This window comes from Bombella saccharophila, assembly GCF_026385475.1.
GTDB classification, from domain to species: Bacteria; Pseudomonadota; Alphaproteobacteria; order Acetobacterales; family Acetobacteraceae; genus Bombella; species Bombella saccharophila.
The window spans coordinates 285,251-298,947 of sequence record NZ_JANIDW010000002.1; the positions used below are offsets into that span (position 1 = coordinate 285,251).

Below are 13,697 nucleotides of genomic sequence, written 5' to 3' on the forward strand. Positions count from 1 at the left end.
GGAAAAGAAGCCCGGTTTTTGCCAAGGCAAAGGCCGGGACGGGAGGAGTTTACCCATTACGGTAAGCCTCTCCTTTAAGGGAGGATAGGGTGATGCAGCATTTTGCTTATGTCATCTCCGGTGCGTTAGTGGGGTTTTTAGTGGGCATGACGGGCGTTGGCGGCGGCTCCCTCATGACCCCGCTGCTTATCCTCCTTTGTGGGATTCATCCTAAAGCAGCGGTGGGGACGGACCTCATCTATGCCGCGATGACGAAGTTGTTTGGCACGTTTTTACATAGGCGATGTGGGCCGGTGCGTTGGTCTATCGTGTTGTGGATGATGTCTGGCAGCCTTCCCGGTGTGGCAGTCGCGCTCCTTTGGCTGCGGCATATAGGCTCCCCGCAAGAAATGGCGCAGGTTATTCGTGTCTCATTGGGTATTTGCTTATTAATAACCGCCCCTGCCATTCTCTTTCGTCCTACCTTAAAAGCATGGGTCTTACGGCATCAGCTTGGTGGGCCGGTGCAATCGCGGGTGCTAACGGTTGTGCTAGGTTTTGTGCTGGGCTGCATGGTGAGCCTCTCCTCCGTGGGGGCCGGGGCGATTGGTATGGCCGTGCTGGTGATGCTCTACCCCACTTTGCCACTGCGTGAACTCGTAGCCATTGATATTGCCCATGCTATCCCCCTCACACTCATTGCCGGGGCAGGCTATTGGGTGGAGGGTGATGTTATTGTGCCAACATTGTTGCTGCTTTTAAGCGGCTCCTTGCCCGGTATTTGGCTCGGCACACATTGCGCAGGCCGCTGCCCAGAGCGATGGCAACGGCTCATTTTAGGAAGCCTATTGTTATTGATTGGCGTGAAGATGATTTGACCATGAGCCGGGCTATGTCCCGGCTTTTTTCACGATAAGGGTAAGAAGCACCTTCACAAATGTTATAGTATAACATAACATTCTTCACGAAGCAGGATGCGTGCGTGAAGGAGTGGAGAGTGGCATGGCGGTAAAGCGGTGGGGCGGGGGTGTTTATGTCGCCTTGGTTGTAGGCGGGATGTTACCGCCTACAATATGGGCACAAGAGAGCCGCCAGCCTGTGCAGCGTGATGCTAATAACGCAGCAGAGGGGCAAGAGGAGGCACATCCGCTTAGTGCGCAGGAGGAGCACATCCATGTGACAGCGCGGCGGTTGGACCAAGCGCGCCAAGCTTTGCAACCTGCCATTGGGGCCACGCAGACAAGTTTCTCCCGCAAAGCTATAGAGGCCAATCCCGGCGGGGATAATGCTGCCCTTAACAGCATCCTTTTGCAGGCCCCCGGTGTTACGCAGGATAGTTATGGGCAGATTCATATCCGGGGGGATCATAATAATGTTCAATTCCGGCTGGATGGTGTGGCTTTACCAGAAGGGGTGAATGTGTTCGGGCAGGCTTTGATGACCCGCTTTGCCCATTCTATGAGCCTGACAACGGGCGTTCTGCCGGCGGAATATGGGTTTCGCCAAGCGGGGGTGATTGATATTCAAACCAAAAATGGTGTGTCGGATGAGGGCGGAATGCTCTCCGGCTATGGCGGGGTGCGGGATTATGTGCAGCCTTCTCTCCAATATGGTGGGCATTGGGGCCAGTGGGATGGCTTTATCACCGCTGATATGATTCATGACCGGGTGGGGATAGAGAATACCATCCCCAGCTATAATGCGATTCACGATCTCTCACGTCAGCATCATATCCTAGGGCATGTGCGCTATACCCTCCGGCCAGAGACGCGCTTTAGTTTTACAGCGGGGATATCCAATGCGTGGTATCAGCTACCTAATAATCCCGGCCAACAACATCAATTTGCAACCCCGCTTTTTAAGGCAGATAACGCACTCTCTATGCAGGCAAACGCGCCTGATAGTAGCCATCTGGATGAGCATCAGCAGCAGATTACCGACTTCGCTATCCTCTCATGGCAAGAGGAGCATGAGACTGTTAGTGCTCAGACATCAGTCATTCTTCGCTATAGCTCTATGCGTTATTCGCCCGATTGGGTGGGGGACCTTGTTTATAACGGCATAGCACAGCAAGCGGCGCGGTCGGTCTTTTCTAGCGGGGTGCAGAGTGATGTAACATGGCGTCTTAACCATGCTCATACGCTGCGCGGTGGGGTGCAAGCCTACGGGGAGCGGGCGGTGAGTAAAAGCAATGCCTCGGTGTATCCCTTAGCAGAGGATGGAAGCATCATCCCTCAACCGATGAATGTGCATGATTCATCAGGCAAGACCGGGGCTCTATATGGGGCGTATATTCAAGATGAGTGGAAGATTACGCGTAAGCTGGTACTGAATTTTGGCGCACGGTTTGATGGTGTGGAGGAATATGTCCATGCTCATCAGCTTAGCCCGCGTATCTCTTTGGTGTGGACACCGTGGCGTGGTGGGCGGTTTCATGTTGGTTATGCGCGTTATTTAACCCCCCCACCTTTTGAGACCATCGGCACAACTAGCCTCAGCCGGTTTGCCAATACATCGGCCGCCCCAGCGCATTATCAAAATGACCGCGTGAAAGCAGAGCGGGATAATTATTACGATATTGGCTTTATGCAGCGCCTTACCCCGCATTGGTCCATCGGGGTGGATGCTTATTGGAAGGATGCGAAAAATCTTCTGGATGAAGGGCAGTTTGGCGCGCCGGTGATTTTGACGGCCTATAATTATCGCCGGGGCCATGTGCGGGGGGTGGAGTTTACAACCGATTATGAGGCTGGGCCGTGGAGCTTATATGGCAATGTTGCCCTCTCCCGCGCGATGGGGAAGGATATTAACTCCGCACAATGGAACTTTGATGAAGATGACCTCCAATATATGCGCCATCATTGGGTGTATCTAGACCATGACCAACGTGTAACGGCCTCAGCGGGGGCGGCTTATACGGCTTTTCGTAAGACGAATCACCCTTTGCACCTTTCTGGGACGATGGTTTATGGCAGCGGGTTACGGCAGGATAAAGAGACGGCAACTGGGGACATCCCCAACGGGGCGCATGTGCCGCGCTATGTGACCTTTAACCTCGCCCTGGTACAGCATATCTGTCATATCGCTGCATTAGGGGGGCATAACATGCAGCTACGCTTGGATGTTATCAACTTGTTTGATAAGCATTATATGCTACGCGATGGCAGCGGCATTGGGGTTGGTGCCCCACAATACGGGCTGCGGCGGAGTGTGATGGGGGGAGTCTCTTTCTCCCTCTAAGGCTGGTGCAGCCATGATTGATGTACCAAGGAGTGGGGTTTCATGCGGAAGATACTCTTTACGTCTGGCATTGTGCTGGCTTTTATTGGGTATGCGTTCTTTTCCATCAGTGATGCTTGCTCCAAAGGGTTGGCAGGGGCGTTGGACCCTTTTGAGGTCGCCTTTTTTGGTGGTGTCTTTGGGTTTTTGATTGTCCCAACATTGCGGCGACCGCAGGAATCCTATAGCGCGCTGGTCCTCTCCAACCATCCATGGCTCTGGCTGTTACGAGCGGCGGCGGTGTTTGTGGCTACAGCAGCCAGTGTGGAAGCCTTTATGCTTCTACCCATGCCAGAGGCCCTCTCGCTCATGTTCCTTATGCCTTTCTTTGTGACGATTGTATCGGTCTTATTCCTTAAAGAGCAGGTGACGGGCTGGGCGTGGCTGTCTGTTCTGTTGGGGTTTGTTGGGGTGATGATTGTCCTGCGCCCCGGTATGAAGGCCCTTAATTTCGGCCATCTTTGTGCGGTCTTAGCCGCGATGTCCACCGCTGTGAGTGTGATTGCCTATCGCTTTGCGGGGAAGGAAGCGTCCCGCCTTACTTTGTTTGGTTCTAGCTTGTTTGGGCCGTTAGTGGGGGATGGGATTTTGATGGCGAAGCACTTCGTCATCCCTCATACGGTAGCGGAATGGCTATTGCTTTTTGGTTATGGCTTTTTGGCCGCTGCGGGGCAGTTGTTACTGATGTTGGCGGCCTCCATCGCTCCGGCTAATCGCGTGGCTTTGCCCCAATATAGTCAGATGGCTTGGATTGTGGCCTTTAGTTATTTCATCTTCCATCAACCTGTTGATGTGTGGGATGGGATTGGGATTCTGGTCGTTACCTTCTCTGGCATGCTGAATTGGCTGCGGCAGAAGATTCGCTTTGAGAAGATGATTCATCGTGGCTGGTGGTGGAAGCGTAAACCCTCCCCAGAGGTCATTGCGGCTACCCCAGCAGCAGTTATCACCCCGCCATTGCCGGAAACGCCTCATGATTAAGGGGCGGCTCGCAGCAATGTGAGGCGGTGGTTATTCGTGGAAGCTATCTAAATCCCCAAAGCGGGTGAACTCCCCTTCAAAATAGAGGGGGATGGTGCCTGTGGGGCCGTGGCGTTGCTTTTCCAAAATAAGCTCGGCTTTATTATGGACAAGCGACATTTTGCGCTGCCATTCCTCAAGCGCAAGCTGGTACTTCTCCGGGCTGGAATAAGTGGAATCTTTAGGTTTGCGCTGTTGGAGGTAATATTCCTCACGATAGACAAACATCACCGCATCCGCATCTTGCTCAATCGAGCCTGATTCACGCAGGTCGGAGAGCATGGGGCGTTTATCATCGCGTGATTCCACTTGGCGAGATAGCTGGGAGAGCGCAATCACGGGGACGTCTAGCTCTTTTGCGATGGCTTTAAGCCCTTGTGTAATCATGGAGATTTCCAGCACGCGGCTATCGGGCCGTGTCCCAATGGCAGGGCGCATGAGCTGGAGATAATCCACCACCACAAGGCTTAGCCCGTGTGTTCGCGCAAGGCGGCGGCAGCGCGTCCGCATAGCGGAGAGGGAGATGGCCGGTGTATCGTCAATATGCAGCGGTAGGCGTTGTAGCTCCGTTGCGACACGGACAAAGCGGTCAAAATCCTTCGAGCCAATATCGCCACGGCGGATGCGCTCGCCCGAAACCTCTGCTTGCTCGGAGAGGATACGCGTGGCTAATTGCTCGGAGGACATTTCAAGGGAGAAAATAGCCACACTTCCGCGCGGTCTCTCCAGCCCTTCGTCTTGGGCCTCTTGCATCAGTGCGCGTGCGGCGGAGAAGGCGATTTTTGTCGCAAGGGCCGTTTTCCCCATAGCAGGCCGACCAGCGAGGATGAGCAGATCGGAGGGGTGCAACCCGCCTGTTTTTTTATCAAAATCGCGTAAGCCGGAGGTGAGGCCCACAATATCGCCCGTATGACGATAGGCTTGGTCGGCAATCTCCAGCGCACTTTTTAGGGCTTGGGAGAAAACGAGAAAGCCACCTTCTTGGCCTTTATCGGTTGCGAGATTAAAGAGGGCTTCCTCCGAGGCGGAGATTTGCTCTGGTCCGTCAAGGTCAGGGCGTGCCCCAAAGGCGTTATTGACAATATCCGTCCCAATGCCAATGAGCTGGCGGCGCACCCAGCAATCATGGATGACCTTCCCATAATCGCGCGCATTGACAATCCCCACCATGGCATTGAGCAGCTTAGCAACATACTCCGTCCCGCCCGCAGCAGCGAGGGTGGCACTGGCCTCAAAATCCCCGCGCATGGTGATGATGTCCACCCCGCCTTTGCCGCCATTACGCTCAATTCGCCGGGTGATAAGCTCATAAAGATGAGCATTGACAGCATCAGCAAAATGAGAGGGGTGGAGAAAGTCCGACACGCTCTCATAGGCTTTGTTATTGGTCAGAATCGCCCCTAAGAGGGCTTGCTCTGCCTGCATATTGGCAGGGGGGATACGCTGTAAAAGGCTTTGTAACTCCCCGCCTTGGTCTGTGGTGGGGCTAGTTTGTGGAGTAGGGTTTTGGTCGCTCATGAGAGGGGTCTTACGATGCAAAGTGAGGGGCAGGTGGGTTAGTGCGGTGTGGCACCATCAAGGGCGAGGGCACAGCCTGCGAGATATAAGCTACCACAAATGAGGACACGCGCCGGGGGGCTGTGCGGGGGGGCATGGTTGGTCCGCAGATAGTGTAGGGCGGTGCGAATATCAGGCCCTGCTATAGCCTCTCCCCCCGCAGCACGGGCAGCGTTAAGAATGGTAGGGACAGGCATAGCCAAATGCTGACCCGGCTCTGCCACGGCTTGGAGTGTGGTTGCATAGGGGATGAGCGGGCGGAGAAAGCCCGTAACATCCTTGCTGTCTTTTAGCCCGACAATCAGATGGAGGGGGCGATCCTGCCAGTGGTGGAGGACTTTTGCCAAAGCCTCTCCCGCGCCGGGATTATGCCCGCCATCAAGGAGTAAGTCCCACCCGGTTGGGAGGGCGTGATGCAATGCCCCATGGAGGGGCTGTAAGCGAGCGGGCCATGTGGTTTTGGCAATGCCCGCAAAAGCATCCTGCGGCAGCGTAAGGCCCGCATGACGCAGGGCGGCAATGGCTAAGGCGGCATTATCGTATTGATGAGGGCCGTGGAGGGCCGGATAGGGTAGTGTGAGCGTGCCTTTATCATCGTGGTAAAGCAGCCCATCACTTTGCGTTGTGAGGGTGATGTCATGCCCTAACCGATAGAGCGGGGCCTGATGGGCGGTGGCGATGTCTGTGATGGCCTGCATGACGGCATCAGTCTGTGGTGCGACAAAGACAGGCACATTTTGCTTGATAATCCCCGCTTTTTCCCGCGCGATACCGGCGAGGTCATCCCCTAAAAAGGCCTGATGGTCGAGGCTGATAGAGGTGATGATGCAAGCGCGTGCTGTGGGGATGACATTTGTTGCATCAAACCGCCCGCCAAGGCCGACTTCAAGGATGAGAAGGTCCGCAGGGATACGGGAGAAGAGCAAAAACCCCGCTGCGGTGAGGACCTCAAAGACGGTGATGGGGGCCCCGTCATTGAGCCGTTCAATCTCCTCTAAAGTTGCGATGAGGTCATCTTCTGTTACAAGCTGCCCTGCAAGGCGAAAACGCTCTGTCACGCTGAGGAGATGCGGGCTGGTCATGACATGCACTTTTAAGCCTGCTGCTTCAGCAATGGCGCGGAGATTGGCGCATGTGCTGCCCTTACCATTTGTCCCAGCGACATGGATGGTAGGGGGTAAGTGCTGCTCTGGGTGGCCAAGGCGAGCGAGTAGCCGTTCTAGCCGCTCTAAGGAGAGATCGATGAGCTTGGGGTGGAGTTCTTGAAGGCGGCGCACCACCTCCCCCGTCCGCCCGTGGAACTCACCAGAGGGGAGGTTGGTTTGCGGGCTTGTTGCCATAATCGCCTATCCGGGTTTCTCAGAAGGGGAGGGGTCATACCCGGCCGTTTAGTCAGGAAAGGGCCGGGGCAATGGAATGTTAGGATGCTTTTTGGGCGGGAGCGTCTTTTGTGGGGCTGAGCATCCCTACGAGTCGTCCCAAAAGAGCGGGGAGTTCATCACGCGTGGCGATGAGGTCCACCATCCCATGGTCTTTGAGATATTCAGAGCGTTGGAAGCCTTCAGGCAACTCTTCACGCACTGTATCCCGAATCACACGCGGTCCTGCAAAGGCGATGAGCGCATTAGGCTCGGCAATATGGATGTCTCCCAACATGGCAAAGGAGGCCGACACCCCGCCTGTTGTGGGGTTGGTAAAGACAACAAGATAGGGCAAGCCTGCCTCGCGCAGCATCTCCACCCCGATGGTGGTGCGGGGCATTTGCATGAGGCTGACAACCCCTTCCTGCATCCGCGCCCCACCAGAGGCTGTAAAGATGATGAGCGGGGCTTTTTGCAAGATAGCGAGGCGACATGCTGCGAGGAAGGCCTCCCCTAACGCGCTGCCCATCGTCCCGGCCATGAACTCAAAAGCCATGACGGCAACAACGGCATCATGACCGCCAATTTTGCCATGTGCCACAAGGAGGGAGTCCTCCAAGTTGGATTTAGAACGCGCCGTTTTGAGGCGGTCTGTATAGCGTTTGGAATCGCGAAAATGCAGCGGGTCAGCAGGGACGGAGGGTAGCTCAATGGTGGTGTAATGGCCGTCATCAAAGGTCCATGCCATACGCTCATGCGCCCCGGCGCGCATATGGTGCCCACAATGGGGGCAGACTTTCTTTTTGCGGGTAAGCTCCTTAGTGAGCATCATTTGCGAGCAAGATTCACAGTTGGTCCAGAGGTTATCTGGGACCTCCCTTTGCAGCAGGCTCCGTAATTTGGGACGGACATGTTCGGTCAGCCAGCTCATGGTATTCTGTTCACTCTCCAGCAATGGTGCATCATTAGGGCCTATAAAGGCTGGGGGACTTTATCCGGGCTTGGGAAAAGATGCCAGCTTTCTCTTTGCACAAGGCGTATTTCTACGTTTTTAGAGCGGTCTTGTTAGTCATTTGTTTGTGAAAAGAGGCATACAGGGCCGTGCGAAACACGGTATAAAGACCGTGAAGGCACGATGTGCAAAAGATAATAGACGAGAGGGGAGTCGGACATGCGTATGTTGATAGGGGATTATCTCATTCGCCGTTTGGCAGAGGCAGGCATTAGCCATCTTTTTGGTGTGCCAGGGGATTTTAATCTTTCCTTCTTAGAGCAGGTAGAGGCGGCTCCCTCTGTTAGCTTCGTTGGTAATTGTAATGAGCTTAACGCAGCTTACGCGGCTGATGGCTATGCCCGCACAGCAGGGCTTTGTGGGTTGGTCACCACCCTTGGGGTGGGGGACCTTGGGGCCATTAGCGGCATCGCTGGGGCTTATGCAGAGCGTGTGCCTTTTGTACATATTACGGGGATTCCCCCCCTGCATGCGGTGGAAAGCCGTGCCTTATTGCATCATACATTGGCTGATGGGGGTTATGGTAATATTGGCCGCTGCATGGCTGAATATACAGTCGCACAAGCGCGCCTCACCCCAGCTAATGCTGTGGAGGAGATTGACCGTGTCCTCCAAGCCTGTTGGCGGGAGCGGCGGCCTGTCCATCTTCAGCTTCCTTCTGACATTACCCATTTAAGCATTGAGGTGCCCGATGCACCGCTTGTCTTGGAGGATTCACAAGGCGATGCGGAGCAAGTGGCCCTCGCAGCTGAGCATATTGCCACACGCCTTGCCGCAGCGCGTCATCCTGTTATGATTCTTGATGCTGATGTGGATCGTTTCGGCACGGCCTCTTTGGTGGCCGACTTAGCCGAACGAGGCGTCATTGCTTGTGTGGCCACGGCCCCTGCCAAAGCTGTGTTGGATGAGACCGCCCCTTATTATCTAGGTGGGTATGTGGGGGCTGCGAGTCGTCTTGATATAAGGGAGCTTGTCAGTCAATCCGATTGTGTGATTGGCCTTGGGCTACGCTTTACTGAGATTAATACGGGCTTTTTTACGCAGAAGATTCGGCCAGAGGCTTTTATTAATATCCTAGCCCATGAGGTAAGCCTTGCTGGGCGGTCTATCCCTGCTGCACCGATGGCAGCGGTGTTGAAGGCTTTATTAGCAAAACTCTCCCCTAGCACACGCACATTGCCCGCGCGCCCTGCGACAGGGGCAGCGAGTGCACCCGGGCAAGGGGATGATGCCCTCACCCATGCGGCTCTTTGGCCCCGTGTGGCGGCCTTCTTGCGGGAAGGAGACGTGATTATTGGTGAGGCCGGGACAAGCAATACTGCCCTTTTGGGGACAGCCTTCCCCCAAAAGACGCGTTATATCGCCCAGCCCATATGGGGGGCGATTGGCTATACACTCCCCGCTTTATTTGGCTCTTATATGGGAAGCCCGGAACGGCGGCATATTTTGTTCATCGGGGATGGGTCCTTTCAATTAACAGTGCAGGAGCTTTCTTCCATCCTCCGTCATGGGCAGAAGCCAATCATCTTCTTGCTTAATAATAAGGGTTATACGATCGAGCGTCTCATCCTTGGGGAGCGGTCACGGTATAACGATATTGCAAATTGGCGTTATGCGGCTTTGCCTCATGCCTTCGACCGTGAGGATAAAGCTCTCTCCCTCGTAGTGGAGCGTGTGAGAGAGTTAGAGGATGCGCTCAAACAAGCAGAGCAGGCCGATAAAGCTGTGTTTATTGAGCTGATTTTGCCAGAGATGGACGCGCCAGAGGCTCTCAAGAGGTTCGGCATAGCCGTGGCTGATTATGATTACGGCCCCACAGGCCCGCGCAATGCCAGCACGCAGACACACGCACGGAAAGGATGAGCCACGCTTATGTTTCACTCTGTTGAGCAATCGCCGGGAGACCCGATTCTTTCTCTTGTGGAAGATTTTAAGCGGGATAAGCGGGCGGAGAAGGTCAATCTCAGCATTGGGCTGTATTATGATGAGGCGGGGCAGGTCCCTCAATTAGCGTGCATCCGTAAAGCTTATGAGCGGTTGGCAAATACATGGGATAAGCCGGAGCTTTACCTCCCGATGGAGGGCCTCGCCTCTTATCGGCAGGCTGTGCAACATATGTTGTTCGGTGAGGAGAGCGAGGCTGTAAAAGCGGGGCGTATTGCCACAGTCCAAACTCTTGGCGGCTCTGGGGCGTTAAAAATTGGTGCGGATTTTTTGCATCGTTATTTTCCCCAAGCTGACCTATGGGTGAGCCGCCCTACATGGGAGAATCATATCGCCATCTTTGCTGGGGCGGGCTTTACAACGCATGAATATCCTTATTTCGACCCCAAAACAGGCGGGGTAGATTTTGAGGCGATGTGCGCATGTATCCGGCAGATTCCGGCTGGGGACGTGGTTTTGTTGCACCCTTGTTGCCATAACCCCACCGGTGCAGACCTTAGCGAGGCCCAATGGGATGCGCTGATTCCTTTGTTGAAGGAGCGGCGGTTAGTCCCTTTCCTCGACCTTGCTTACCAAGGGTTAGGCAGTACGTTAGAGGCAGATGTGTATGCTGCCCGGGCGATGGTGAAAGCTGGGATGACGTTTTTGCTGAGCAACTCATTCTCTAAAGTGTTTTCCCTTTATGGGGACCGGATTGGGGCTTTGTCGGTCGTCTGTCAGGATAAAGAAACGGCGGAGCGGGTGCTAAGCCAGCTAAAGGTAACGGTACGGCGTAATTATTCCAGCCCGCCAGTCCGAGGGGCGCAGCTTGTTAATATCGTGCTGAATGATAAAGAGCTGGCCCGCCTCTGGCGGGAGGAAGTTGCCGCTATGGGCGCGCGCATCCGCACAATGCGCCAGAGCTTACATACCCAGCTTTCCGCCCGTTTACCGGGGCAGGACTTCCAGTATCTTTTGGCGCAGCGCGGTATGTTTAGCATGATGAAGCTAACCCCCGCCCAAGCAGACCGTTTACGCGAGGAATATGGCGTTTACATCTTGCGGAGTGGCCGCGTCTGCATGGCCGGGCTGAATGAGCAGAACCTCCCGCCTGTGGTCAATGCCCTTGCGGCGGTTTTTTCCACCAGCGCGTAAAGCAAGTGCGTAAGGGAAAAGGGCCTCGTTAAAGAGGCCCTTTTTCAAAGGTTTTACGTTTGGATTTATGGGCCTGTTCGGGCAAGAAGGGTGGGGCGAAACGGAGCCGGATAGCGTTACCAAGAACAAACAGGCTAGAGAACGCCATGGCCCCCGCGGCGAAGGCTGGGGAGAGCATGATATGGGCCAGCGGATATAAGGCCCCGGCTGCGAGGGGAATAAGCACGATATTGTAAATAAAAGCCCAAAAGAGATTCTGCCGGATGACCTTCATGGTCGAGCGTGAGAGCGTGATGGCGTCAGGGACACTCATCAGGCTATCGCGGGTGAGGACGAGGTCAGCAGCCTCAATGGCGATGTCTGTCCCGTGGCTGATGGCAAGCCCAGTATCGGCTAAGGCGAGGGCGGGGGCATCGTTAATGCCATCCCCTACAAAGGTAACCGGCCCATGCAGCTTTTGTAGCGTCTGTATGGTAGCACCTTTCTCCTCTGGCATAACATGCGCGATGACATCTTCAATCCCCGCTTGTTGGGCGATGGAACGGGCTGTGGCTTCAATATCCCCGGTAATCATGACGGTACGGATATGCGCGTTCTTCAGTGCGGCGATGGCTGCGGCGGCAGAGGGGCGGATAGGGTCGGCAATCGCCATTAAGGCGATGATGCGGCCTTTATAGGCCATATAAAGGGGAGACGTCCCCTTCTGGCTTAGCGTGTCAGCCAAGCGGTTTGCCTCGGCGGAATAATGACCGAGTGACTTCATATAGGCATGGTTGCCAAGATGGATGTGATGGCCTGCCTCATCTTGCGCTTCAATCCCCAACCCGGTGAGGGTGCTGACATAACGAACAGGCGGCAGCGTTACAGCCCGCTCCTCCGCGGCTTGGGTAATCGCCCGGGCCAAAGGATGGTCGGAATGTCGCTCCACAGCCGCAGCGAGGGCGAGGAGTGCTTCCTCCGTTAGTGTATCATCAAGGCGGTAGATGTCCGTAAGATGAGGTTGGCCTTTGGTGAGGGTGCCTGTTTTATCAAAAGCAACAAGGCGTGTATGGCCGAGGGATTGCAGGGCCTCGCCTTTGCGAAAGAGGATGCCTATCTCCGCGCCTTTACCCGTTGCCACCATGATGGCCGTAGGGGTCGCAAGCCCCATCGCGCAAGGGCAAGCGGCAATGAGGACGGCAATAGCGTTGGTAAGAGCATAGATAAAGGAGGGGGCAGGCCCTATGATGAGCCATAATAGGAAGGTCAGCCCAGCAATGGCGATAATAACGGGCACAAACCAGAGAATGACCTTATCCACTAAGGATTGAATAGGGAGTTTGCTGCCCTGTGCATGCTCCACCATGCTGATGATGCGCGCCAGAACAGTATCAGCCCCCGTGGCTGTGGCCTGAATGGTCAATGCGCCTTCTTGGTTTAGCGTCCCCCCAATGATGGTCTCACCCACACCGCGTGGGGTGGGGAGGGCCTCGCCTGTCAGCATGGATTCATCAAGATGGCTTTTGCCTTCCAAAATGACGCCATCCAGCGGTACGCGTTCCCCGGGGCGGATGAGGAGCTGATCTCCCGGCTTTATCTGCGCGATGGGGACATCATGCCCCCCTCCATTATGGAGGAGATGTGCCTCTTGGGGTTGGAGGCAGATGAGTTTTTCTAACGCGGCGGAGGTACGGCCTTTCGCGCGGGCCTCTAACATACGGCCAAGCAGGACGAGCGTGATGATGCCTAAAATAGCATCAAAATAGAGATGCTGTGTTTCTGCGGGTAATAGGGCAGAGGCAAAGACAACAAGGCTGGAATAAAGATAAGCTGCCCCCGTACCGAGGGCAACGAGAGTGTTCATCGTTGGGGTGCGGTGGAGCAGCGCGGGGAGGCCGGTCCGATAAAATTGTCGCCCCGGCCCGATGAGGGCGAGTGTGGCAAACACCCATTGCAGCCAAGGCCGCCACCCTACAGGGATAAAGCCAAAGCCGTGACCCATACCCATAAATAAGATGAGCAACCAAAGGATGACCGCATGTAATAAATCGTGCCGGAGCGCGCGCGTTTGGGCCTCACGATGTGTTTTGCGGTCTTGTATTGTACGATGCGCCTCTTGTTGGATGAGCGGTGCCGCCCCAAACCCAACAGTCTTGACGGCCCCGATGAGAGCCTCCTGAGAGGCTGTGCCTGTAATCTGAGCCTGTTGTGTTGCGAGATTTACATGAGCATCCGTTACGCCCGGTACAGCGTGTAAAGCTTTTTCTACCCGTGCGGAGCAGGATGCGCAGCTCATACCCTCAATAAGAAGTGTGCGTGATGATGGGGAGGATGTAGGCACGCAGGGCCTCCTAAGAGTGAGGGAGATCTATGATGATACAGCTTATGATAAAGTGTCGTGTAAAGGGGCAAAAGCCCCCTTTTAGAATATG

Annotated in this window: 9 protein-coding genes; 5 read left to right on the plus strand and 4 right to left on the minus strand. The window is 55.0% G+C overall.

The window, feature by feature from the left end:
• The first annotated feature begins 92 nt into the window (after window positions 1-92).
• The 3 genes from NQF64_RS05580 (at window position 93) to NQF64_RS05590 (ending at window position 4,239) form a co-directional block, all read left to right on the plus strand.
• Window positions 93-857, plus strand: a complete 765-nt coding sequence (locus NQF64_RS05580; protein WP_266106754.1) for a sulfite exporter TauE/SafE family protein — start codon at window positions 93-95, stop codon at window positions 855-857.
• Window positions 858-981: 124 nt separating this feature from the next.
• Window positions 982-3,219 carry a TonB-dependent receptor gene (locus tag NQF64_RS05585; protein ID WP_266106755.1) on the plus strand — a complete coding sequence of 746 codons (2,238 nt, stop codon included), beginning with the start codon at window positions 982-984 and terminating at the stop codon, window positions 3,217-3,219.
• Between the two features lie 42 nt (window positions 3,220-3,261).
• On the plus strand, window positions 3,262-4,239 hold the full coding sequence (locus tag NQF64_RS05590) for a DMT family transporter (protein WP_155572652.1): 978 nt from the start codon (window positions 3,262-3,264) through the stop codon (window positions 4,237-4,239).
• Window positions 4,240-4,269: 30 nt separating this feature from the next.
• Here the strand turns inward: NQF64_RS05590 and NQF64_RS05595 are convergent, their stop codons facing one another.
• The 3 genes from NQF64_RS05595 to accD all read right to left on the minus strand — a co-directional run bounded on the left by NQF64_RS05595 (window position 4,270) and on the right by accD (window position 8,127).
• Window positions 4,270-5,796: a replicative DNA helicase gene (locus tag NQF64_RS05595; protein WP_266106756.1), complete on the minus strand. Its 1,527-nt coding sequence runs from the start codon at window positions 5,794-5,796 to the stop codon at window positions 4,270-4,272.
• 38 nt (window positions 5,797-5,834) lie between these two features.
• Window positions 5,835-7,175: a bifunctional folylpolyglutamate synthase/dihydrofolate synthase gene (locus tag NQF64_RS05600; RefSeq protein WP_266106757.1), complete on the minus strand. Its 1,341-nt coding sequence runs from the start codon at window positions 7,173-7,175 to the stop codon at window positions 5,835-5,837.
• A 79-nt stretch (window positions 7,176-7,254) separates the two neighbouring features.
• The gene (gene accD / locus NQF64_RS05605) at window positions 7,255-8,127 is read right to left on the minus strand and encodes an acetyl-CoA carboxylase, carboxyltransferase subunit beta (protein WP_099026449.1); all 873 of its coding nucleotides are present in this window, start codon (window positions 8,125-8,127) and stop codon (window positions 7,255-7,257) included.
• A 240-nt stretch (window positions 8,128-8,367) separates the two neighbouring features.
• Here accD and NQF64_RS05610 point away from each other — a divergent pair, with 240 nt between their 5' ends.
• Together NQF64_RS05610 and NQF64_RS05615 are read left to right on the plus strand one after the other, a co-directional pair.
• The gene (locus tag NQF64_RS05610; RefSeq protein ID WP_266106758.1) at window positions 8,368-10,071 is read left to right on the plus strand and encodes an alpha-keto acid decarboxylase family protein; all 1,704 of its coding nucleotides are present in this window, start codon (window positions 8,368-8,370) and stop codon (window positions 10,069-10,071) included.
• A gap of 9 nt (window positions 10,072-10,080) precedes the next feature.
• The gene (locus tag NQF64_RS05615; protein WP_266106759.1) at window positions 10,081-11,286 is read left to right on the plus strand and encodes an amino acid aminotransferase; all 1,206 of its coding nucleotides are present in this window, start codon (window positions 10,081-10,083) and stop codon (window positions 11,284-11,286) included.
• A 28-nt stretch (window positions 11,287-11,314) separates the two neighbouring features.
• Here the strand turns inward: NQF64_RS05615 and NQF64_RS05620 are convergent, their stop codons facing one another.
• Window positions 11,315-13,606, minus strand: a complete 2,292-nt coding sequence (locus NQF64_RS05620; protein ID WP_266106760.1) for a heavy metal translocating P-type ATPase — start codon at window positions 13,604-13,606, stop codon at window positions 11,315-11,317.
• Between the last annotated feature and the right edge of the window lie 91 nt (window positions 13,607-13,697).

Coding starts and splice junctions, on each gene's coding strand:
- NQF64_RS05610 (WP_266106758.1), top strand. CDS start 8,368: ATGCGTATGTTGATAGGGGATTATCTCATTCGCCGTTTGGCAGAGGCA.
- NQF64_RS05580 (WP_266106754.1), top strand. CDS start 93: ATGCAGCATTTTGCTTATGTCATCTCCGGTGCGTTAGTGGGGTTTTTA.
- NQF64_RS05585 (WP_266106755.1), top strand. CDS start 982: ATGGCGGTAAAGCGGTGGGGCGGGGGTGTTTATGTCGCCTTGGTTGTA.
- NQF64_RS05600 (WP_266106757.1), bottom strand. CDS start 7,175: ATGGCAACAAGCCCGCAAACCAACCTCCCCTCTGGTGAGTTCCACGGG.
- NQF64_RS05615 (WP_266106759.1), top strand. CDS start 10,081: ATGTTTCACTCTGTTGAGCAATCGCCGGGAGACCCGATTCTTTCTCTT.
- NQF64_RS05595 (WP_266106756.1), bottom strand. CDS start 5,796: ATGAGCGACCAAAACCCTACTCCACAAACTAGCCCCACCACAGACCAA.
- NQF64_RS05590 (WP_155572652.1), top strand. CDS start 3,262: ATGCGGAAGATACTCTTTACGTCTGGCATTGTGCTGGCTTTTATTGGG.
- accD (WP_099026449.1), bottom strand. CDS start 8,127: ATGAGCTGGCTGACCGAACATGTCCGTCCCAAATTACGGAGCCTGCTG.